The 21,838-nt window shown below is 53.5% G+C and carries 21 protein-coding genes, 4 tRNA genes and 2 other RNA genes; 16 read left to right on the forward strand and 11 right to left on the reverse strand.

The window, feature by feature from the left end; all coding sequences use genetic code 11:
* The first annotated feature begins 47 nt into the window (after window positions 1-47).
* From J4645_RS02425 to pnuC, 8 genes are all read left to right on the forward strand, one after another.
* A tRNA-Val gene (locus J4645_RS02425) sits at window positions 48-123 on the forward strand.
* Between the two features lie 3 nt (window positions 124-126).
* Window positions 127-202, forward strand: a tRNA-Lys gene (locus tag J4645_RS02430).
* Between the two features lie 139 nt (window positions 203-341).
* A tRNA-Lys gene (locus J4645_RS02435) sits at window positions 342-417 on the forward strand.
* Between the two features lie 134 nt (window positions 418-551).
* Window positions 552-627, forward strand: a tRNA-Lys gene (locus J4645_RS02440).
* 29 nt (window positions 628-656) lie between these two features.
* A non-coding RNA gene (locus tag J4645_RS02445) (RtT sRNA) lies at window positions 657-782 on the forward strand.
* A gap of 29 nt (window positions 783-811) precedes the next feature.
* Window positions 812-936: non-coding RNA, RtT sRNA (locus J4645_RS02450), on the forward strand.
* A gap of 393 nt (window positions 937-1,329) precedes the next feature.
* Complete coding sequence (nadA, locus tag J4645_RS02455) at window positions 1,330-2,373, forward strand: quinolinate synthase NadA (protein WP_000115351.1); 1,044 nt, start codon at window positions 1,330-1,332, stop codon at window positions 2,371-2,373.
* A 24-nt stretch (window positions 2,374-2,397) separates the two neighbouring features.
* Entirely contained in the window at window positions 2,398-3,117 is a 720-nt protein-coding gene (pnuC, locus tag J4645_RS02460; RefSeq protein ID WP_060634160.1) for a nicotinamide riboside transporter PnuC, read from the forward strand.
* On the opposite strand, the gene zitB is transcribed toward pnuC, so the two are convergent.
* On the reverse strand, window positions 3,114-4,052 hold the full coding sequence (gene zitB, locus J4645_RS02465; protein ID WP_000951250.1) for a CDF family zinc transporter ZitB: 939 nt from the start codon (window positions 4,050-4,052) through the stop codon (window positions 3,114-3,116). The genes pnuC and zitB overlap by 4 nt on opposite strands.
* A gap of 110 nt (window positions 4,053-4,162) precedes the next feature.
* Window positions 4,163-4,549, reverse strand: a complete 387-nt coding sequence (locus J4645_RS02470; RefSeq protein ID WP_000784380.1) for a YbgS-like family protein — start codon at window positions 4,547-4,549, stop codon at window positions 4,163-4,165.
* A 319-nt stretch (window positions 4,550-4,868) separates the two neighbouring features.
* On the opposite strand from J4645_RS02470, the gene aroG reads away from it, so the two are divergent.
* The 3 genes from aroG (at window position 4,869) to J4645_RS02485 (ending at window position 7,930) form a co-directional block, all read left to right on the forward strand.
* Window positions 4,869-5,921 carry a 3-deoxy-7-phosphoheptulonate synthase AroG gene (aroG, locus tag J4645_RS02475; RefSeq protein ID WP_023197071.1) on the forward strand — a complete coding sequence of 351 codons (1,053 nt, stop codon included), beginning with the start codon at window positions 4,869-4,871 and terminating at the stop codon, window positions 5,919-5,921.
* A gap of 153 nt (window positions 5,922-6,074) precedes the next feature.
* A complete protein-coding gene (locus tag J4645_RS02480) occupies window positions 6,075-7,154 on the forward strand; it encodes an iron ABC transporter permease (protein WP_000128335.1) in 1,080 nt (359 codons plus the stop codon).
* On the forward strand, window positions 7,154-7,930 hold the full coding sequence (locus tag J4645_RS02485) for an ABC transporter ATP-binding protein (RefSeq protein WP_001214719.1): 777 nt from the start codon (window positions 7,154-7,156) through the stop codon (window positions 7,928-7,930). Before J4645_RS02480 ends, J4645_RS02485 begins: the two co-directional genes overlap by 1 nt.
* A 90-nt stretch (window positions 7,931-8,020) precedes the next feature.
* Here the strand turns inward: J4645_RS02485 and gpmA are convergent, their stop codons facing one another.
* The 8 genes from gpmA to modE all read right to left on the reverse strand — a co-directional run bounded on the left by gpmA (window position 8,021) and on the right by modE (window position 16,888).
* Window positions 8,021-8,773, reverse strand: a complete 753-nt coding sequence (gene gpmA / locus J4645_RS02490; protein WP_000301554.1) for a 2,3-diphosphoglycerate-dependent phosphoglycerate mutase — start codon at window positions 8,771-8,773, stop codon at window positions 8,021-8,023.
* Between the two features lie 223 nt (window positions 8,774-8,996).
* Window positions 8,997-10,037 (reverse strand): galactose-1-epimerase, encoded by a 1,041-nt coding sequence (gene galM / locus J4645_RS02495; RefSeq protein WP_000931428.1) that lies wholly within the window; start codon window positions 10,035-10,037, stop codon window positions 8,997-8,999.
* Window positions 10,031-11,179 (reverse strand): galactokinase, encoded by a 1,149-nt coding sequence (gene galK, locus J4645_RS02500; RefSeq protein WP_023215110.1) that lies wholly within the window; start codon window positions 11,177-11,179, stop codon window positions 10,031-10,033. The genes galM and galK overlap by 7 nt, the downstream gene beginning before the upstream one ends.
* Before the next feature lie 2 nt (window positions 11,180-11,181).
* Window positions 11,182-12,228, reverse strand: coding sequence for a galactose-1-phosphate uridylyltransferase (galT, locus tag J4645_RS02505; RefSeq protein WP_000187473.1), 1,047 nt, complete (start codon window positions 12,226-12,228; stop codon window positions 11,182-11,184).
* 10 nt (window positions 12,229-12,238) lie between these two features.
* Window positions 12,239-13,255 (reverse strand): UDP-glucose 4-epimerase GalE, encoded by a 1,017-nt coding sequence (galE, locus tag J4645_RS02510; protein WP_001265457.1) that lies wholly within the window; start codon window positions 13,253-13,255, stop codon window positions 12,239-12,241.
* Between the two features lie 222 nt (window positions 13,256-13,477).
* Entirely contained in the window at window positions 13,478-14,386 is a 909-nt protein-coding gene (locus tag J4645_RS02515; protein WP_023215109.1) for a DUF2167 domain-containing protein, read from the reverse strand.
* Between the two features lie 170 nt (window positions 14,387-14,556).
* Entirely contained in the window at window positions 14,557-16,032 is a 1,476-nt protein-coding gene (gene modF, locus J4645_RS02520) for a molybdate ABC transporter ATP-binding protein ModF (protein WP_023215108.1), read from the reverse strand.
* Window positions 16,033-16,099: 67 nt separating this feature from the next.
* Window positions 16,100-16,888 (reverse strand): molybdenum-dependent transcriptional regulator, encoded by a 789-nt coding sequence (modE, locus tag J4645_RS02525; protein WP_001147416.1) that lies wholly within the window; start codon window positions 16,886-16,888, stop codon window positions 16,100-16,102.
* A 128-nt stretch (window positions 16,889-17,016) separates the two neighbouring features.
* Between modE and J4645_RS02530 the strand changes: the two genes are divergently transcribed.
* The 4 genes from J4645_RS02530 (at window position 17,017) to modC (ending at window position 19,856) form a co-directional block, all read left to right on the forward strand.
* On the forward strand, window positions 17,017-17,166 hold the full coding sequence (locus tag J4645_RS02530; RefSeq protein ID WP_000891513.1) for an AcrZ family multidrug efflux pump-associated protein: 150 nt from the start codon (window positions 17,017-17,019) through the stop codon (window positions 17,164-17,166).
* A gap of 166 nt (window positions 17,167-17,332) precedes the next feature.
* Window positions 17,333-18,106, forward strand: coding sequence for a molybdate ABC transporter substrate-binding protein (gene modA, locus J4645_RS02535; RefSeq protein WP_000951416.1), 774 nt, complete (start codon window positions 17,333-17,335; stop codon window positions 18,104-18,106).
* Window positions 18,106-18,795, forward strand: a complete 690-nt coding sequence (gene modB, locus J4645_RS02540) for a molybdate ABC transporter permease subunit (RefSeq protein WP_000604026.1) — start codon at window positions 18,106-18,108, stop codon at window positions 18,793-18,795. Before modA ends, modB begins: the two co-directional genes overlap by 1 nt.
* 2 nt (window positions 18,796-18,797) lie before the next feature.
* On the forward strand, window positions 18,798-19,856 hold the full coding sequence (gene modC / locus J4645_RS02545) for a molybdenum ABC transporter ATP-binding protein ModC (RefSeq protein ID WP_000891710.1): 1,059 nt from the start codon (window positions 18,798-18,800) through the stop codon (window positions 19,854-19,856).
* Here modC and J4645_RS02550 read toward each other — a convergent pair whose 3' ends face one another.
* The gene (locus J4645_RS02550; RefSeq protein WP_001562537.1) at window positions 19,857-20,675 is read right to left on the reverse strand and encodes a pyridoxal phosphatase; all 819 of its coding nucleotides are present in this window, start codon (window positions 20,673-20,675) and stop codon (window positions 19,857-19,859) included.
* A gap of 163 nt (window positions 20,676-20,838) precedes the next feature.
* Here J4645_RS02550 and pgl point away from each other — a divergent pair, with 163 nt between their 5' ends.
* Window positions 20,839-21,834: a 6-phosphogluconolactonase gene (pgl, locus tag J4645_RS02555; protein WP_000815468.1), complete on the forward strand. Its 996-nt coding sequence runs from the start codon at window positions 20,839-20,841 to the stop codon at window positions 21,832-21,834.
* The last annotated feature ends 4 nt before the right edge of the window (window positions 21,835-21,838 follow it).

Here is a 21,838-nt window from a genome sequence, read left to right on the forward strand (position 1 = left end):
CAACCCACCACTAACTTCGGTTAGTCAGTAATATCCAGCGTAGTATCGGGTGATTAGCTCAGCTGGGAGAGCACCTCCCTTACAAGGAGGGGGTCGGCGGTTCGATCCCGTCATCACCCACCACTCGGGTCGTTAGCTCAGTTGGTAGAGCAGTTGACTTTTAATCAATTGGTCGCAGGTTCGAATCCTGCACGACCCACCAATTTAACATCAAACTCAGATGTTGAACGTGAAGGATAACGTTGCGTCAGCAACCTGTAGGGCGAGGCGAAGCCGAGTCATCCTGCACGACCCACCATCTTTAGATGGTCCGAGTAAAATCTTTCAGGCAGCACCCGTATGGGTCGTTAGCTCAGTTGGTAGAGCAGTTGACTTTTAATCAATTGGTCGCAGGTTCGAATCCTGCACGACCCACCAATATACAAGGTGGTAACTGGTAGAGAACGTGAAGGATAATGTTGCTTTAGCAACGGCCCGAAGGGCGAGGCGAAGCCGAGTCATCCTGCACGACCCACCATCCTGAATGATTGAAGCAGTAACCCTTATCCAGGGGGTCGTTAGCTCAGTTGGTAGAGCAGTTGACTTTTAATCAATTGGTCGCAGGTTCGAATCCTGCACGACCCACCAATGTAAAAAAGCGCCCTAAAGGCGCTTTTTTGCTATCTGCGATATAGAAGATTCGAACCTGCCGCAGGTTCGGGTCTCACGTAGTGAGACAACGGAGCCGCTTGCGGCGACGGCCCGAAGGGCGAGCGAAGCGAGTCATCCTGCACGACCCACCAGTGTAAAAAGGCGCCCTAAAGGCGCCTTTTTGCTATCTGCAATATGAAGATTCGAACCTGCCGCAGGTTCGGGTCGAACGCAGTGAGACAACGGAGCCGTTTACGGCGACGGCCCGAAGGGCGAGCGAAGCGAGTCATCCTGCACGACCCACCAATTTAACATCAAACTCAGATGTTGAGCGTGAAGGATAACGTTGCGTCAGCGACGGCCCGTAGGGCGAGGCGAAGCCGAGTCATCCTGCACGACCCACCAATGTAAAAAGGCGCCCTAAAGGCGCCTTTTTGCTATCTGCAATATGGAAGATTCGAACCTGCCGCAGGTTCGGGTCTTGCCTGATGCGCTGCGCTTATCAGGCCTACAGACGGCACCGCTCACGTAGGCCTGATAAGACGTTACGCCGCCATCAGATACGGGGCTACGTAATTATTGTGACTTTCCTTATTGAATCAGCTATCTTGTTTAGCATATAAAACAAATTAACCGATTGTGGCGTTTATTACGCTTTCATTCGGTTGTTTCGTTAAGTCAGTAAAACGAGAAACCACGATGAGCGTAATGTTTGACCCACAAGCCGCAATCTACCCGTTCCCGCCGAAACCAACGCCGTTGAACGACGATGAAAAGCAATTTTATCGTGAGAAAATCAAACGACTCCTCAGCGAACGGGATGCTGTGATGGTGGCGCACTACTACACCGATCCGGAAATTCAACAGTTGGCAGAAGAAACCGGCGGCTGTATTTCCGACTCGCTGGAAATGGCCCGTTTCGGCGCGAAGCACGCCGCATCCACGTTACTGGTAGCGGGCGTACGGTTTATGGGGGAAACCGCCAAAATCCTCAGCCCGGAAAAAACCATTCTTATGCCTACCCTGGCGGCGGAATGTTCGCTGGATTTAGGCTGCCCAATAGACGAATTTAGCGCTTTTTGTGATGCGCATCCTGACAGAACCGTAGTGGTCTATGCTAACACCTCGGCTGCTGTTAAAGCGCGTGCGGACTGGGTTGTGACCTCCAGTATCGCCGTAGAACTGATTGAGCATCTGGATAGTTTGGGGGAAAAAATTATCTGGGCGCCGGACAGACACCTGGGGAATTACGTGCAAAAACAGACCGGGGCCGATGTACTGTGTTGGCAAGGGGCGTGTATCGTGCATGACGAGTTTAAAACCCAGGCGTTGACCCGTTTAAAAAAAATCTATCCCGATGCCGCTCTTCTGGTTCACCCTGAATCGCCGCAGTCCATTGTCGAGATGGCCGATGCGGTGGGCTCCACCAGTCAGCTTATTAAGGCGGCAAAAACGCTGCCGCACAGACAGCTTATCGTGGCGACCGATCGCGGCATCTTCTACAAAATGCAGCAGGCGGTGCCTGAAAAAGAGCTGCTTGAAGCGCCCACGGCTGGCGAGGGGGCGACCTGCCGTAGCTGCGCGCACTGTCCGTGGATGGCGATGAATGGCCTGAAAGCCATTGCTGAAGGGCTGGAGCAGGGAGGCGCGGCGCATGAAATACAGGTTGATGCGGCGCTACGCGAGGGCGCATTACTGCCCCTCAACCGAATGCTGGATTTTGCGACTACACTTCGGGCGTAAAGACGGAAATCTTTGGGGGAGAGAATGGATTTTTTTAGTACGCACAACATACTGATTCATATTCCGATTGGCGCTGGCGGGTACGATCTCTCGTGGATCGAAGCGGTAGGGACCATCGCCGGCCTGCTCTGTATTTGGCTTGCCAGTCTGGAGAAGATCAGCAACTACTTTTTTGGACTGGTTAACGTCACCCTGTTTGCGATTATTTTCTTTCAGATCCAGCTTTATGCCAGCCTGTTGCTGCAACTCTTTTTCTTTGCCGCCAATATTTATGGCTGGTATGCGTGGTCGCGGCAAACAAAGGATAATCAAGCCGAGCTTAAAATCCGCTGGCTGCCGTTGCCAAAAGCAATGGCATGGCTGGCGATATGTGTGATAGCCATTGGTTTGATGACGCTATATATCGATCCCGTATTCGCCGTCCTGACGCGCGTGGCCGTCGCCATTATGCAGATGCTGGGGTTACAGGTGACAATGCCCGTACTGCAACCGGACGCCTTCCCGTTCTGGGACTCTTGCATGATGGTGCTGTCTATCGCGGCGATGATTCTGATGACACGCAAATATGTCGAAAACTGGCTCCTGTGGGTGATAATCAACGTGATCAGTGTGGTTATTTTTGCTTTGCAGGGCGTCTATGCGATGTCGCTGGAATATCTGATCCTGACATTTATCGCCGTGAACGGTAGCCGCCTGTGGATAAACAGCGCGCGGGAGCGAGGATCGCGCGCGCTTTCCCGTTAATGGTGATGAACATGCCCGGATGGCGTCTGATTCAGATGACAGTCCGGGCCGTGGCACACTTGATACTCCATTTGAATCGTAGCGTGCGCAATATGGTATTCGTGCATCAGGAAATCCTGGATACGTTCCAGCAGCGCATCATGGTCGTGTGGCGGAATGACCTGAGCGTGCAATGTCATGACCGGTTTTTCGCCGACCATCCAGACATGCACATGGTGTACGTTGCGGACTTCGGGGATTTCCCGGCTTAAATGGCGCTGTAAGGCATTAATATCCAGCGAAACCGGCGCGCCTTCCAGCAATTCGTTGACGCTATCTTTTAACAAACGCCAGGCGCTGCGTAGCACCAGTACCGAAACCAGAATAGAGAGAATCGGGTCCGCTGGCGTCCAGCCCGTCCAGATAATGATCAACGCGGCGACTATTGCGCCGACGGAACCCAGCAAATCGCCCATCACATGTAGCGCGGCAGCGCGCACGTTCAGATTTTTTTCATCGCTTCCCCGATGGAGAATCCAGAATGCAAACAGGTTCGCCAGCAGACCCGCGACCGCAATCACCATCATCAGATTACCCGCCACCGGACGTGGCGTGTAAAAGCGCTCTATCGCTTCCCAGACAATGAGAAGGGTAATGACCACCAACGCAATGGCATTCACAAAGGCCGCCAGTGTGGTGAGTCTTAGCCAGCCAAAAGTGTGGCGAACAGTCGGGGGGCGACGGGAAAATTGAACCGCCAGCAGCGCAAAGAGAAGGGCCGCCGCGTCGGTGAGCATATGTCCCGCATCCGCCAACAACGCCAGAGAGCCGGAGAGTATCCCGCCCACCACCTCAAGGAGCATAAATCCGGCAGTGACGATAAAGGCGAAAAGCAGGCGACGAGCATTATTATCTTTCGGCAGGTGTGAATCGGCATGAGAGTGTGAGTGCGCCATAACGTCATTCCTTTGTTATTCTCATCAATACTGTAGACATCATACTGATTTTTCGCTGACAAAATAAAAAGGAGAGCGAAAGCTCTCCCGTTATCAGACTTTTTTCTGCATTACTGTGTGGTACCGTCGGTTTTGGTATTCACGTCATTATTGACGCCATTACCGGTTTCCACTTTTTTATTAATATCCGGGCAGCGACCGTCTTTACACATGGTATTTTTATGCTCTTCATCCTTGGTCATTCCATCATGATTCATGGTTGAACCGTCCGGATGCTGCATCGTGCTGTTAGTATTGCCGTTGGTATTGATGTCGTTGTTATTCACATCATTTGGCGCCACATTCTGGCGGGCGTCCGGGGCAACCTGACCGGCATTTGCCGCCGAGTTCGCCTGGCCATTACTGGATTGCGCGTTAGATTCAGCAGCTAACGCTGCGCCGCTGGCAAGGCCGAGGGTAGCGGTCAGTAAAAGCGTAGTCAGTTTTGTCATTTTCATAAGATGCTCCTGTTATGGTGGATATGTCGGATAACCTCTTCCAACAGTGCACGTGTCAGTCAAATCCTCAAATAAGGGATAAAAAGCGTTCGCCGCCGCGGGTTAACGCAGCAGAGAATCTTGCAATAATTCATAAACAGAGTGGTTACAGTTAAAAAGTGTAGGTTAGATCCCATTTTTCGCTACATTTGTGCGTTTTTTTCCTGAATTCCAGGATTATTCCGTTCAAAGTGTAAAAGCCCGTTTACACTATTTAATTGAAGAGATAGATTGGAGGGATTGCATTCATTGGGATAAGTACGGCAACACTGGAATAAACATGAATTATCAGAACGACGATTTACGCATTAAAGAAATCAACGAGTTATTACCTCCGGTCGCGCTGCTGGAAAAGTTTCCCGCCACGGAAAATGCAGCAAATACCGTTGCTCACGCGCGCAAAGCCATCCATAAAATTCTCAAAGGCAATGACGATCGTCTGCTGGTGGTGATCGGTCCTTGTTCAATTCATGATCCGGCAGCGGCGAAAGAGTATGCCGCCCGTTTGCTGGCGCTACGTGATGAGCTTCAAGGCGAGCTTGAAATTGTCATGCGCGTCTATTTTGAGAAACCGCGTACCACCGTCGGCTGGAAAGGGCTGATTAACGATCCGCACATGGATAACAGCTTCCAGATTAACGACGGTCTGCGTATTGCGCGCAAACTGCTGCTGGATATTAACGACAGCGGCCTGCCTGCCGCCGGCGAATTCCTCGATATGATCACGCCGCAATATCTGGCCGATCTGATGAGCTGGGGTGCCATTGGCGCGCGGACTACTGAATCCCAGGTTCATCGCGAACTGGCGTCTGGCCTCTCTTGTCCGGTCGGTTTTAAAAATGGTACTGATGGCACGATTAAAGTCGCCATTGACGCCATCAACGCCGCCGGCGCGCCGCATTGCTTCCTCTCCGTCACTAAATGGGGTCATTCGGCGATTGTGAATACCAGCGGCAACGGCGACTGCCATATCATTCTGCGCGGCGGTAAAGCGCCAAACTATAGTGCGCAACATGTTGCTGAGGTGAAAGAAGGCCTCACCAAAGCGGGACTGACGCCGCAGGTCATGATCGATTTCAGCCATGCCAACTCCTGTAAGCAATTTCAAAAGCAGATGGAGGTTTGCGCCGATGTCTGCCAGCAGATAGCGGGCGGTGAAAAAGCGATTATTGGCGTGATGGTCGAGAGTCATCTGGTAGAAGGCAACCAGAGTCTGGAAAGCGGTCAGCCGCTGACCTACGGTAAAAGCATTACTGACGCCTGTATTGGCTGGGAAGATACCGATGCGCTGCTTCGTCAGTTGTCGACAGCGGTAAAAGCCCGTCGTGGTTAATCTTCATTACGTCTTAAACCGGCCCGTAAGGCCGGTTTTTTATTTGGAAACCGGTGAGATAGGCCACCGTGTCATCAATCGAAATATAAATAAATATATAACGAAATAATTCGGCGCTATAATTCTCCTCTGATTAATAACGTAGCCCGAACCATGACCTGTCAGGACAAATCACTTTTAGCCCCCGCTCTCGCTTCCACGCCCGTCATTCCGCGCTATCGCCAGCTCATACGCAAACGGGCCGTGCTCATGTTAGCTATTGCGCTGGCGATGATGGCTTCACTGATGGTGGATGTAACCTGTGGGTCTTCTGGTTTACCGCTCAGTGCGCTGTGGCAGGCCCTTTTCCAGCCGGAAAAGGTGAATGCGGGCATACACGTTATTGTCTGGGATATTCGTTTACCCTATGCCCTGATGGCGCTGCTGGTAGGCATGGCGTTAGGGTTAGCGGGCGCCGAAATGCAAACCATTTTAAATAATCCGCTGGCGACGCCGTTTACCCTTGGCGTATCGTCCGCGGCGGCTTTTGGCGCTGCGCTGGCGATTGTGTTGGGGATCGGTATTCCCGGTATTCCAGCCACCTGGTTTATCCCGGCCAATGCGTTCATCTTTGCACTTTTATCCGCGTTACTATTGGACGGTATTACCCGTTGGACAGGCGTCGCCGCATCCGGAGTGGTGTTGTTCGGCATTGCGCTGGTATTCACCTTTAACGCGTTGGTCGCCATTATGCAGTTTGTGGCTGATGAAGATACGCTGCAGGGGCTGGTATTCTGGACGATGGGGAGCCTGGTCCGTGCGTCGTGGGAAAAATTGGGCGTACTGGCCGTGGTGTTTATTGCTGTGCTTTTTTGCGCGTTACGAAGCGCCTGGCAACTCACGGCATTACGTCTGGGCGAAGAGAGGGCGATGAGCTTTGGGATTCATGTCCGCCGTTTACGCCTGCTGTCATTGTTGCGTATCAGCTTGTTATCAGCGCTGACGGTAGCTTTCGTCGGGCCGATTGGTTTTATTGGTCTCGTTGCACCGCACATTGCGCGAATACTTTTGGGGGAAGATCACCGTTTCTACCTTCCGGGCAGCGTGCTGATAGGCGGGCTGGTGTTATCGCTGGCCTCTATTGCGGCGAAAAATAGTGTTCCGGGCGTCATGGTGCCGGTGGGGATTGTCACCTCGCTGGTCGGGGTTCCGTTCTTTTTAAGCATTGTATTGCGACATCGGGGGAGTCTCTGATGCGCGGGTTAATGCTCCGCTCATTTAGCGCCGGCTATTCCACTCAGCCGGTTATTACAGATCTCAACGTTCCCTTACTGCCGCGCGGGAAAATTACCATTTTGCTGGGGCCGAACGGCTGTGGTAAATCGACGTTACTACGTTCGCTGGCCGGGCTGAATAACGCCGACGGCGAGGCGCTGCTTGATGGCGAAGATCTCATGTCGTTATCGTTTGCCGAGCGGGCGCAGAAAGTTGTGTTTTTGCCGCAGTCATTACCGCAGGGCGTACATCTGCATGTTCTGGAGTCGATTATCGTGGTACTGCGGGCATCAGGCGGCAGAGACAATGCGCAGGGCAGATCGCAGATACTGGCTATCCTTGAGCAATTGGGCATAACGCATCTGGCGTTGCAGTATCTCGACCAGCTTTCCGGCGGTCAGCGGCAGTTAGTGGGTCTGGCGCAATCGCTGATTCGTCGCCCTGAACTTCTGTTGCTGGATGAGCCGCTCAGCGCGCTGGATTTAAACTATCAGTTTCACGTAATGGATCTCGTGCGTCGGGATACCCAGGCGCAAAATAGAGTGACGATAGTCGTGGCGCATGACATTAATATTGCACTGCGTCATGGTGACCATGTCCTGATGCTAAAAGACGGCAGGCTGGTCGCCAGCGGCGCGCCGGAGACGGTGATTACTGCGGAGCGTCTGGCTGAAGTGTACCGGGTACGAGGACGCGTGGAGCGCTGTTCGCAGGGGAAATTGCAGGTGGTGCTGGACGGCGTGATCGCTGTTTAAGACATATTGCCTGATGGCGCTGCGCTTATCCGGCCTACCCATTGCTCGTAGGCCGGATAAGGCAGTTATACCGCCATCCGGCAAAGGTGATTACTTCGCTTTACCCTGATTCGCCACGGCAGCCGCTTTCGCGGCGATTTCGTCAGCGTTACCCAGATAGTAATGTTTGATCGGCTTGAAGTTTTCGTCGAACTCATACACCAGCGGCACGCCGGTCGGGATGTTTAACTCAAGAATCTCATCTTCACTCATGTTATCCAGGTATTTCACCAGCGCACGCAATGAGTTACCGTGAGCGGCGATGATCACGCGCTCACCGCTCTTCATACGCGGCAGGATGGTGTCGTTCCAGTAAGGAATAACGCGGTCGATGGTCAGCGCCAGACTTTCGGTCAACGGCAGCTCTTTCTCGCTCAGTTTGGCATAACGTGGATCGTGACCCGGATAACGCTCATCATCTTTAGTCAGTTCCGGCGGCGTCACGGCAAAACCGCGGCGCCACTGTTTAACCTGCTCGTCACCATATTTTTCTGCCGTTTCCGCTTTATTCAGCCCCTGCAACGCGCCATAGTGACGTTCATTGAGTTTCCAGGATTTTTCCACCGGCAGCCACGCCTGATCCAGTTCATCCAGTACGTTCCACAGCGTATGGATAGCGCGTTTCAGTACGGAAGTGTAGGCAAAATCAAAGCTGAAACCTTCTTCTTTTAGCAGTTTACCCGCTGCTTTTGCTTCGCTTACGCCTTTTTCAGACAGGTCAACATCATACCAGCCGGTGAAACGGTTCTCTTTGTTCCATTGACTTTCACCGTGACGTACCAGAACCAGCTTAGTTACAGCCATACTCTCACTCCTATAAATCATATGTAATGATAATAATTCTCATTATATTGCCGCGAGGTGTTGGCGGCAATGCTTACGCATAACCATAGCGAAAATAGTGGCGCAGTGTAAGGTTCTTGTGAACTCAGAGTTGCGATTTTGTCTTTAAGTGGTGGAGGTTTGAGCAGGGCAATGGCGCGTAGGCCCGATAAGCTTGCGTCATCGGGCATGTAGCGGCATATCGTTAGAACGGAATAAACTGATACTCGGTCAGGCTGGCGTACTCCTCGCCAGGGCGAAGGATACAGTCAGGCTGCGGCCATTCAGGATGATTCGGGCTGTCCGGCAGCAGTTCGCTCTCCAGCGCCAGCCCTTGCCAGTCGGCATAAGGTTCCGGCCCGCGGGAAGGTGTACCCGCCAGATAATTGCCGGAATAAAACTGTAGCGCCGGGGCGGTGGTGTAAACCATCATTTGTAGCTTTCCATCCTGTGACCACAGACGGGCCGCCGGCTTTTTGCCATCACCCTGCGTCTGTAGCAGGAAAGCATGATCGTAGCCTTTAACCTTGCGCTGATCGTCATCGGCGAGAAACTCGCTGGCAATGACTTTTGGCATCCGGAAGTCAAACGAGGTATTGGCTACCGATTTTAGCCCCTGGCGTGGAATACCGGATTCATCTACCGGCAGATACTCATCCGCCAGAATTTGCAGCTTATGTTGGCGCACGTCGGTCCGATCGCCGTCCAGATTAAAATAGACGTGGTTGGTCAAATTCACCGGACAGGGTTTATCGACCGTTGCCCGGTAGGTGATGGAGATTCTATTGTCATCGGTCAGACGATATTGCGCCGTGGCGCAAAGATGGCCGGGAAAGCCCTGGTCGCCGTCATCAGAGGTGAGGGCGAATAATACCTGGCGATCGTTCTGGTTCACAATTTGCCAGCGGCGCTTGTCAAAGCCTTCCGGTCCGCCGTGTAGCTGGTTCTCGCCCTGGCTTGGGCTTAACTGTACGGTTTCGCCGGCAAACGTATAGCGGCTATTGGCGATACGGTTCGCGTAACGGCCAATAGAGGCGCCGAGGAATGACGTCTGTTCAGGGTAGTGTTCCGGGCTGGCGCAGCCCAGCAATGCTTCCCGAACGCTGCCGTCAGACAGCGGTATACGGGCGGAAAGAAGAGTGGCTCCCCAGTCCATCAGCGTTACCACCATCCCTGCGCTGTTGCGCAGGGTTAGCAGGCGGTACGGTTGACCATCGGGGGCCAGTGCGGGCGTTTCATTTAGCACTGTCCTGCTCCTTGTGACGGTTTGCATACATAAAAGGTTTCTTTGATTCCGGTTTTCGCTTCGTACTGTTGCGCAACGGCCTGCTGAACAGCGGGAACCAGATCTTCCGGGATCAGCGCGACAACACACCCGCCAAAGCCGCCGCCGGTCATGCGCACGCCGCCTTGATCGCCGATGGTCGCTTTGACAATGTCTACCAGCGTGTCTATCTGCGGGACGGTAATTTCGAAATCATCGCGCATTGAGGCATGGGACTCCGCCATCAGTTGGCCCATACGTTGCAAATCACCTTTCTCTAGCGCGCTTGCCGCTTCAACGGTGCGGGCATTTTCGCTCAATACATGGCGAACGCGTTTTGCGACTACCGGGTCCAGTTCGCTGGCAACGGCATTGAACGCCTCAAGGCTGACATCGCGCAGGGCCGGCTGCTGGAAGAAACGGGCGCCGGTTTCGCACTGTTCACGGCGGGTATTATACTCGCTGCCCACCAGCGTGCGCTTAAAGTTACTGTTGATGATCACCACGGCGACACCTTTCGGCATGGAAACCGCTTTGGTGCCGAGCGTACGGCAATCAATCAGCAACGCATGATCTTTTTTGCCGAGCGCAGAGATGAGCTGATCCATAATGCCGCAGTTACAGCCGACAAACTGGTTCTCGGCCTCTTGTCCGTTGAGCGCAATTTGCGCGCCGTCCAGCGGCAGGTGATAAAGCTTCTGGAAGACGGTGCCCACCGCCACTTCCAGCGAAGCGGAGGAGCTTAACCCGGCGCCCTGCGGCACATTACCGCTGATGACCATATCCACGCCGCCAAACGCGTTGTTACGCTGTTGCAGATGTTTCACTACGCCGCGCACATAGTTAGACCACTGCTGGCTATCGTGGGTCACGATCGGCGCATCCAGTGAAAATTCGTCCACCTGATTGTCGTAATCGGCGGCAATCACCCGTATGGTACGATCGTCGCGCGGCGCACAGCTAATTACGGTCTGGTAATCGATAGCGCAGGGCAGAACAAAACCATCATTGTAATCAGTATGCTCGCCGATCAGATTGACGCGGCCTGGCGCCTGAATCGTGTGGGTGGCAGGGTAGCCGAAAATTTCAGCAAACAGCGCGCGCGTTTTCTCTTTCAGATTCATTTTTATACTCCGGATTCGCGAAAATGGATGTCGCTGACCGCGCGCAGGCGTTCAGCCGCTTGTTCTGCGGTTAAATCACGCTGGGTTTCCGCCAGCATTTCATAGCCGACCATAAATTTACGGACGGTCGCAGAGCGCAGCAGCGGCGGATAAAAGTGCGCGTGCAACTGCCAGTGTGCGTTTTCTTCACCGTTAAACGGCGCGCCGTGCCAGCCCATTGAGTAGGGGAAGGAACACTGAAACAGGTTGTCATAACGACTGGTCAGCTTTTTCAACGCCAGCGCCAGAGAGTCGCGCTGCTCGTCGCTTAAATCGGTAATGCGCAGGACATGCGTTTTGGGTAACAGTAGCGTTTCGAACGGCCACGCCGCCCAGTAAGGCACCACCGCCAGCCAGTGTTCGGTTTCGACCACGGTGCGGCTGCCGTCCGCCAGTTCTCGCTGGACATAATCCACCAGCATTGGCGAGCGCTGCTCGGCGAAATAGGCTTTTTGTAAACGATCTTCGCGTTCGGCCTCATTCGGCAGGAAGCTGTTGGCCCAGACCTGTCCATGCGGATGCGGGTTCGAACAGCCCATCGCCGCGCCTTTATTTTCAAAGACCTGCACCCACGGATAGGTTTTGCCTAACTCGGCGGTCTGCGTCTGCCAGGTTCTGACGATTTCCGTCAGCGCGGGCAGGCTCAACTCCGGCAGCGTTTTACTGTGATCGGGAGAAAAGCAGATCACGCGGCTGGTGCCGCGCGCGCTCTGGCAGCGCATCAGCGGATCGTGGCTGTCCGGCGCATCCGGCGTGTCGGCCATCAGCGCCGCGAAATCGTTAGTAAAGACGTAAGTCCCTTTGTAATCGGGATTTTTATCGCCGGTGACACGCGTATTGCCCGCACACAGGAAGCAGTCGGGATCATGGGCCGGCAGCATTTGCTGAGACGGCGTTTCCTGCGCCCCCTGCCAGGGGCGTTTTGCGCGATGCGGCGAAACCAGAACCCACTGGCCGGTAAGCGGGTTATAACGGCGATGCGGATGATCGATGGGATTAAATGGGGTCATAACAACGTCCTTAATCTGGGTATCCCTGCGGATGGCGTGACTGCCAGTGCCAGGTGTCCTGCGCCATTTCGTCAAGCGTGCGGGTGACGCGCCAGTTCAGCTCGCGATCGGCTTTGCTGGCATCCGCCCAATACGCCGGGAGATCGCCGTCGCGACGCGGCGCGAAGTGGTAATTAATGGGTTTACCGCAGGCTTTACTAAAGGCGTTGACCACATCCAGGACGCTACTGCCGACACCCGCGCCGAGGTTATAAATATGTACGCCGGATTTGTCCGCCAGTTTTTCCATCGCCACGACGTGCCCGTCGGCTAAGTCCATAACGTGAATGTAATCGCGTACGCCGGTGCCATCCTCGGTCGGGTAATCGTTGCCGAAAACGGCGAGCGATTCGCGACGACCCACGGCGACCTGGGCGATATAGGGCATCAGGTTATTCGGAATACCTTGCGGATCTTCTCCCATGTCGCCCGACGGGTGCGCGCCGACCGGGTTGAAATAACGCAGCAGCGCAATACTCCACTCCGGCTGGGCTTTTTGCAGATCGGTGAGGATCTGTTCTACCATCAATTTACTTTTGCCGTAGGGGCTTTGCGGCGTGCCGGTAGGAAAACTTTCGACGTAAGGGATCTTGGGCTGATCGCCATAAACGGTGGCAGAGGAGCTAAAAATAAGGTTTTTAACGTTGGCCGCACGCATGGCGCTGATTAACCGTAGCGTACCGTTGACGTTGTTGTCATAGTACTCCAGCGGCCTGGCGACCGATTCGCCGACGGCTTTCAGGCCGGCAAAGTGAATCACGGTATCAATCGCGTGATCGTGCAGAATTTCGGTTATAAGCGCTTCGTTGCGAATATCGCCTTCGACAAAGGTCGGGTGCTTACCGCCCAGACGTTCAATAACGGGCAGCACGCTGCGCTTGCTGTTGCAGAGGTTATCGAGGATGACGACGTCATGACCATTTTGCAGCAATTGTACGCAGGTATGACTTCCAATGTAACCGCTACCACCTGTAACCAATACTCTCATAATTCGCTCCGTTAAGCCTATGGTATGGAATAACCATAGCATAACAAAGATGCGAAAAGTGTGACATGTAATAAATTAGTGGAATCGTTTACACACTGGTGATTTTACGCATTTGTATCGATTAAATGATTACAAATCATCTGGCTTGAGAATGCTTCTGCTTTTTATCCGAAAAAAAGGCGCGTTATGCGCCTGGAAATGAAACGGACGGGGCAGGGGCTGTCAGTCTTTTTTACGCGAGAGTAGCTTCCTGGCGAGCGCCCCGACGGCGACGACGCCGATGGCGGTCACTTTCCAGAATTTAAGTAACGCGATACCGAGCATAGCAAGCAGACCTACTTTTTTGGCCGCGATACCGCCAATCAGCGCGGCGAGCCCATACTCCGCTATTTTGTCCGTTGATTCGTTGAAGTCAGCGTAGCGTTGTCCAGGGTTGAACTTGACGAAACTGAGAATTCTTTTCGCCAGAGGGATTTCGTGGTCAACAGAACCTCTGTCGGTCACCAGATTTAAAGAAAAATAGCCTTCACGTCCCAGCAGATAGGTGTTGTAGTTCACGCCTTGTTCATTCAGTGGTTCGTTGGTGCCGATATCATGGATGGCGGCGGACCAGATCAGACGATGATTGGTTGCATCGTAGGTAGGCTTCTCGATCCAGCCAATAATTTCTATCGGCTCAATGCCTTTTGCAATACGATCTTTATTCGCTTCTTTTGTGCCTTTGCGCAGGTTATCCATTAATTCATCGGCATCCCAATTTTTTGCATCATCATCTTTTACATAACCAGAATCATCATATTCGATAGAAATAAATCCATTCATTTCCTTTTTAAATACGAGACCGTAAAAATATTCATCGTCAACATAGTTACCAATTTCACGCATAAATACCGCCGCTTCTTTTGCGGGTATCCAGGTAAATCCTTCCGGCAGATTAAGCGTGGCTTTATCACCTAAACTAATCTTTGTCGGACCCGCAACGGCGGCGCGACTCATGCCTTCAACAGCGACCTCAACGGCGGTTTTACGTGCTTCCTGCGCAGCGGTTGGCTTTTGCTCAGCATAACTGCCGGGGCAAAATAACATGGCTGCCAGTAAAAATAGTATTATTTGTGGAAAACGAAAAGCCATAATGAATCCCTTATATTCACATACGACATCATTGTCGAAAATTTCAGGATTATTATGACAATGAGGCGGTCAGCGATTCAAGAGATAGTAAGCTTATCGACCGTTATTATTATTCTTAATAAAAGGAGAGCGGTTCCAGAATGGCGCGCGGCGCCATTCTGATAATACATTTAATTATTGCATCGTCCGGAAACGTACTTATAGCTTTCGCCCTCTGGTACAAATTCCAGTCGGTGGGTAATACAGGCAGGCGCATCCTCTGCATGATGGGAAACGAACAGCAGTTGGGTCTCTCCCTGGCGAATTAATACATCCACAAAACGGCGTACCAGTTGGCGGTTCAGCGGATCCAACCCTTGCAGCGGTTCATCCAGAATCAACACTGTCGGATGTTTAACCAGCGCGCGCACGATCAGCGCCAGCCGCTGCTGTCCCCAGGAGAGACTGTGGAAAGGGGCATCCGCCGTGCGCTTATCGATTCCCAGAATATCCAGCCACTGTTGCGCCAGTTTTCGTTGCCTGTCTGAAACGGCCTGGTAAATGCCGATAGAATCGAAATAGCCGGAGAGAATGACATTGCGTACCGTGGTACTGACGCGGTAATCCAGATGTAAACTGCTGCTGACGTAGCCGATATGTTTTTTGATATCCCAGATTGTTTCGCCGCTTCCTCGCCGCCGCCCGAACAGCGTAAGATCGTTGCTGTAGCCTTGCGGGTGATCGCCAGTAATAAGGCTAAGCAATGTAGACTTACCCGCTCCGTTAGGACCGACGATCTGCCAGTGTTCGCCTGGATTTACTCGCCAGCTTAGGTGGTGGAGGATAGGGCGATCGTTATACGAGACTACGCCATCGTTAAGTACGATCCGTGGTTCGCCATCGGGTAACGCATGGCGGGCGGAAGGTTCGTCCGGTTCGGGTAATTGTACGTCGGTCAGACGCTCGCTGTGCGCGAGTTGAGCGACCAACGCCCGTTGCAGTAACTCTGTCGTCGTTCCGGTCTCCGCCAGCGTACAGTCGGCAAGCACGCCGGCAAACTGCACGAAGTCCGGGATCTCATCAAAACGGTTGAGTACCAGCGCCAGGGTCATACCCGCCTGGTTCAACGCCGTCAGGCGTTGCGCCAGTTGTTGACGGGCGGTCACGTCAAGTCCGTCGAACGGTTCATCAAGGATCAATAACTCCGGCTCAGACATCAGCGCCTGACACAGCAGCGCTTTTCGCGTCTCGCCGGTAGAAAGGTATTTAAAACGCCTGTTGAGTAAAGCGGAAATGCCGAACTGCTGCGCCAGCATCGCACAGCGGGCAGGATGGTGAACATCATCCTGAATAATTTCCGCGGTAGTGCGCCCGGTATCGTCTTCGCCAGGACTGAGCATATCGGTGTTATTACGTTGCCATTCATCGCTGACCAGCTTTTGCAATTGTTCAAAGGACAGACGAGTAATGCGGGTAAACTGACACTGGCGCTCGCCTGTTAATAATGGCAGTTCACCCGCCAGCGCGCGGGCGAGCGCCGACTTCCCGCTCCCGTTAGCCCCAACGAATGCCCAGCTATCGCCCGCATTGAGCGTCAGCGAATCCAGATGAAGTGTTTTTGTATCGCTCAGACGAAACGTGCCTTGCGAAATTTGCAACGATGACATTTTGCATCCCATTTTTTGCAGCGATGAATGACAGGGATACGTCTTTCGGCAACGGATGTCAATGTGCTTAGCACAACGTTGCAATAATCACTCTGTCCGCATTAAACCAGGCAATCACGTCATCGCCTTCCTTTAACGTGGCGGCATCCGCAGTCGGTATCGTAGCGCACAGCGTCTGGCCGTCCGGCAGCGCCATCAACACTTCACACTGTTCCGCGCCGCGCTCGATATGGCTGATCGTTCCCGACAACTGATTGTCAGCGGCGCGCGCAACGGCTGCATCCCGGGTAATGCCAACCCACGGCGCTTTTAGCAGGATCAGCACTTCTTTACCTTCCTCCAGGCCGAGACGCTCGCCGCTTTGCGCCGTCAGCGCAACTTTGAGCCGCGTTTTGCCGTCGGCCAGCAGTACGTCGACATGCTGTTGCACCTGATCGCGATCGCGGGCGGTAATGGTGCCGAACCACTGATTTCGGGCGCTGGTTTGCAGTGAAAAGCGGGAAATAGCGGCCAGCAGACTGTCAAGCGGCAGGGCGTCATCGTCGCTTAACACATCGAACGCTTTTTGCTGAATTTGGCCCAGCAAATCGTAAAGCTGGATCAGACGCTGACCATAGCGGGTTAATACCGCGCCGCCGCCGCCTTTGCCGCCCGTTGCGCGTTCAACCAGCATATGTTCACTAAGCTGGTTCATGTCGTTTATCGCATCCCAGGCGCTCTTATAGCTGATTCCCGCGTCTTTCGCGCCCTGACTAATCGAGCCGGAAAGCGCAATGTGTTTCAGCAGAGAGATACGTCGGGGATCGGCAAAAAGCTTTTGCTGAAGTTTCAGGGTAAGAAGGATTTCGGCCTGCATAACCAGCTCCTGGTAAAAAGACTATTGTGACTGAAAAGCGCGTCAGCGCAAAGCCGACCGCACAAAAGGGGAGTGCTTTTCTGTGTGATGCGGTTAAAATACAAAAAGGACTATATCTGGAGTTGCCCATGTTAGAGTTATTAAAAAGTCTGGTATTCGCCGTCATCATGGTACCGGTAGTGATGGCCATCATCCTCGGTCTGATTTACGGTCTGGGTGAGGTGTTCAACATTTTTTCCGGTATCGGTCAGAAAGACCAGTCCAGACAGAACCGCTGATTTCCCCAAACGCCCGCTCAGTCGGGCGTTTTTGTTACTCAAGATCCTGCTTTTCCTGCCGATATTTTCTGTGTTTAATCGTTAATGGGTATGAATAACCGCTGGGAAACCCCTGAGATTATCGTTATATTGTTGTTTACATAACGAAACGCACAAGGAGTTACAGATGGCGCATTCCTGGTTACGCCTGGTCGCAGGGGCGACATTATCTTTCGTCATCGCTGGTCATGCGCTGGCGGATGAAGGCAAGATCACCGTATTTGCCGCCGCGTCGCTAACGAACGCGATGCAAGACATTGCGGCAGAATATAAAAAAGAGAAAAATGTGGATGTGGTCTCCTCATTCGCCTCCTCTTCAACGCTGGCGCGCCAGATAGAAGCGGGCGCGCCGGCGGATCTGTTCATCTCTGCTGACCAGAAATGGATGGATTACGCAGCCGATAAAAAAGCGGTGGATACCACGACGCGCGAAACATTGCTTGGCAATAGCCTGGTGGTGGTGGCACCGAAAGCCAGCGAGCAAAAACCGTTTACCATCGACAACAAAACGGACTGGATTCGTCTGCTGAACGGCGGACGTCTGGCAGTGGGCGATCCGCAACACGTACCGGCGGGAATTTATGCCAAAGAAGCGCTGCAAAAGTTGGGCGCATGGCAAACGCTTGAACCGAAACTGGCGCCGGGCGAGGATGTGCGCGGCGCGTTGGCGCTGGTCGAACGTAACGAAGCGCCTTTGGGCATTGTATACGGTTCTGATGCGGTCGCCAGCAAGGGGGTCAACGTGGTGGCGACGTTCCCGGAAGATTCACATAAAAAAGTGGAATACCCCATCGCTATCGTGGAGGGGCATAAAAATGCGACCGTCAGCGCGTTCTATGATTACCTGAAAGGACCGCAGGCCTCGGCAATCTTTAAACGTTATGGATTTACGACGAAGTAATGATACTGACCGATCCAGAATGGCAGGCTGTCCTTCTTAGCCTGAAAGTGTCTTCCCTGGCCGTGCTGTTTAGCCTGCCGTTTGGGATCTTTTTTGCCTGGTTACTGGTGCGATGCCGGTTTCCGGGCAAAGCCTTACTTGATAGCGTCCTGCATCTGCCGCTGGTGCTGCCGCCGGTGGTGGTCGGCTATCTGCTGTTGGTGTCGATGGGGCGACGCGGGTTTATTGGCCAGTGGCTGTATGACTGGTTCGGTCTCACGTTTGCCTTTAGCTGGCGCGGCGCCGTGCTGGCGGCGGCGGTGATGTCCTTCCCGCTGATGGTGCGGGCCATTCGGCTGGCGCTGGAGGGGGTGGATATCAAGCTTGAACAGGCCGCCAGAACGCTGGGCGCCGGGCGCTGGCGCGTTTTCCTGACTATCACCTTACCGCTTACCCTGCCGGGCATTATTGTCGGTACGGTGCTGGCGTTTGCCCGTTCGCTTGGCGAATTTGGCGCGACCATTACCTTTGTTTCCAATATTCCGGGCGAAACCCGCACCATACCTTCCGCCATGTATACCTTGATCCAGACGCCGGGCGGGGAGAGCGCGGCGGCGAGGCTGTGCGTGATTTCGATTGTATTAGCGCTGATTTCGCTGTTGATTTCTGAATGGCTGGCGCGGATTAGCCGTGAACGGACGGGGCGCTAACCATGCTGGAGCTTAATTTTTCCCAGACGCTGGGAACGCACTGTTTAACCCTCAACGAAACGCTGCCAGCCAGTGGGATCACGGCTATCTTTGGCGTCTCCGGCGCGGGAAAAACCTCGCTGATTAATGCCATCAGCGGTTTGACTCGCCCGCAAAAAGGACGCATCGCGTTGAATGGCCGGGTGTTGCATGACGCGGAAAACGGTATCTGTTTAACGCCGGAAAAGCGCCGCATCGGTTATGTTTTCCAGGATGCGCGCCTGTTCCCCCATTACAAAGTACGCGGCAATTTGCGTTACGGCATGGCGAAAAGCATGACCGGTCAGTTTGATAAGCTGGTGTCGCTGCTGGGAATTGAAGCGTTGCTTGATCGCCTGCCGGGGAGCTTGTCCGGCGGAGAAAAACAGCGCGTAGCGATAGGCCGGGCATTGCTCACCGCCCCGGAGTTGCTGCTGTTGGACGAACCGTTGGCCTCACTGGATATCCCGCGAAAACGCGAATTACTGCCGTACCTGCAACGGCTGGCGCGAGAAATCAATATTCCCATGCTGTATGTCAGCCATTCTCTTGATGAAATTCTCCACCTGGCGGATAAAGTCATGGTGCTGGAGGATGGACAGGTTAAAGCGTTTGGCCCGCTGGAGGAGGTCTGGGGAAGCAGCGTTATGCACCCGTGGCTGCCGAAAGAGCAACAGAGCAGTATTCTGAAAGTCAGCGTGCTGGAGCATCACCCGCATTATGCCATGACCGCTCTGGCGCTTGGCGACCAGCACCTGTGGGTAAATAAACTCAATCAGCCGCTGCAATCCACACTGCGTATTCGTATACAGGCGTCGGATGTCTCGCTGGTACTACAGCCGCCGCAGCAGACCAGTATCCGCAACGTATTGCGGGCAAAAGTGGCGAATTGTTATGACGATAACGGGCAGGTGGAAGTCCAGCTTGAGATAGGCGGCAGAACGCTGTGGGCGCGAATAAGCCCGTGGGCCAGGGATGAGCTGAATATCAAGCCTGGCCTGTGGCTTTACGCGCAGGTGAAAAGCGTTTCTATCACCGCCTGACTATAGCAGGTGGGTGTAAATAAATTTGGCGATGCTATCGGTAGTGTTATCGCCGATCACAACGTCAGCGCGCGCTTTCACCGTCTCATCGGCGTTGCCCATCGCAACGCCGGTGCCTGCCGCCTCCAGCATACTGATGTCGTTGTAGTTATCGCCGAAAGCGATCACATTTTTCATTGACCCTCCCTGCGCTTCTATCCACTGGGTAAGGCGCTTGCCTTTACTGTTGCCTTTGCGCGCGATATCCACCTGATCGTGCCATGACCATTCGCACTCCAGATCAAGCGCTTGTTCAACATGCTGACCGAACCGCTGTAGCCTGGGAATATCTTCATCGGTAAGCGCAAACTTCCACACGGCATTCACGTCGCGCGCCGCCTGCGCTAACGAAGAAACCTGTGTAAAGGTCGGACGTTGCTCCGGCGGCAAGGTCTGCGCCCACCGGGAGGTACGCACGACGTGACCGGTTGGGTGTTCGTAAAGCATAGCGTCATCAACATACATCAGGCCGTGAATCTGATGCTCATCCAGTAAATCAATCAACTGCAACGCCTTATCCACGGGCATAGGATCGGCATCCAGGACAGTTTTAGCTTGATAATCATACAAATAGGTGCCGTTGCAGCAAATAGCAGGTGTTTCCAGCGCCAGCGCCTGATAAAAAGGATGAATAGCAACGTGATGGCGACCAGTGACAATGATAAGTTGAAAACCCGCCTCTTTGGCGCGTGATAGCGCGTCAAGCGAGGAGGGGAGTAAGGTTTTATGCGGGGTTAATAATGTTCCGTCTAAATCGAGGGCAATCACGCGTGCAGTCATAATTTTTTCCAGATTAAGAGTAATAATTCCGTCTGTCGGCATGGTACACCGGGACGGTAAGCAGACAAAATTCTGCGTCTGAATTCAGCATTCGCCGTCAAAAGCGACTACGTTAAGCTGTGTCCTGTTATTGCAGCTACATGCCATATGCAAAGGAGTATTCATGAAACAAACAGTCTATACCGCCAGCCCTGAGAGCCAGCAAATTCACGTCTGGAGCCTGAACCACGAAGGGACGCTGACGCTGGTGCAGGTCGTGGATGTGCCCGGTCAGGTTCAGCCGATGGTGGTCAGTCCGGATAAACGCTACCTCTATGTCGGCGTGCGCCCGGAGTTTCGTGTCCTGGCGTATCGTATTGCGCCAGATGATGGCGCGCTGACGTTTGCCGCCGAATCCGCCCTGCCGGGTAGCCCGACCCATATTTCTACCGATCATCATGGTCGTTTTGTCTTTGTCGGATCGTATAACGCCGGTAATGTCAGCGTGACGCGCTTACAGGATGGCCTGCCGGTTGAGCTGGTGGATGTGGTGGAAGGGCTGGACGGCTGCCACTCGGCAAATATTACGCCTGATAACCGTACCCTGTGGGTGCCTGCGCTAAAACAGGATCGCATTTGTCTGTTTACGCTAAGCGATGACGGCCATCTGGTGGCCCAGGAGCCGGCGGAAGTAAATACAGTCGAAGGGGCAGGCCCGCGTCATATGGTCTTCCACCCGAATCGACAATATGCGTATTGCGTCAATGAACTGAACAGTTCGGTGGATGTCTGGCAGCTTAAAAATCCGCATGGTGAGATAGAGTGCGTACAAACCCTGGATATGATGCCCGCCGATTTTTCCGATACCCGCTGGGCGGCGGATATTCATATTACGCCGGATGGACGGCATTTGTATGCCTGTGACCGCACCGCCAGTCTGATTACCGTCTTTAGTGTCTCCGAAGACGGCAGCGTACTGAGCGTTGAAGGCTTCCAGCCGACGGAAGCCCAACCGCGCGGCTTTAATATCGACAATAGCGGGAAATACCTGATTGCTGCGGGTCAAAAATCACATCATATCGCGGTCTATGAAATTACGGGCACTCAGGGGTTGCTGACGGAAAAAGGCCGTTATGCCGTCGGCCAGGGGCCGATGTGGGTTGTGGTGAACGCGTACTAAAGCG

Origin of the sequence: Salmonella sp. 32082101201600294FB01SM01 (assembly GCF_017572865.1) — a bacterium.
Classification (GTDB): Bacteria; Pseudomonadota; Gammaproteobacteria; order Enterobacterales; family Enterobacteriaceae; genus Salmonella; species Salmonella enterica.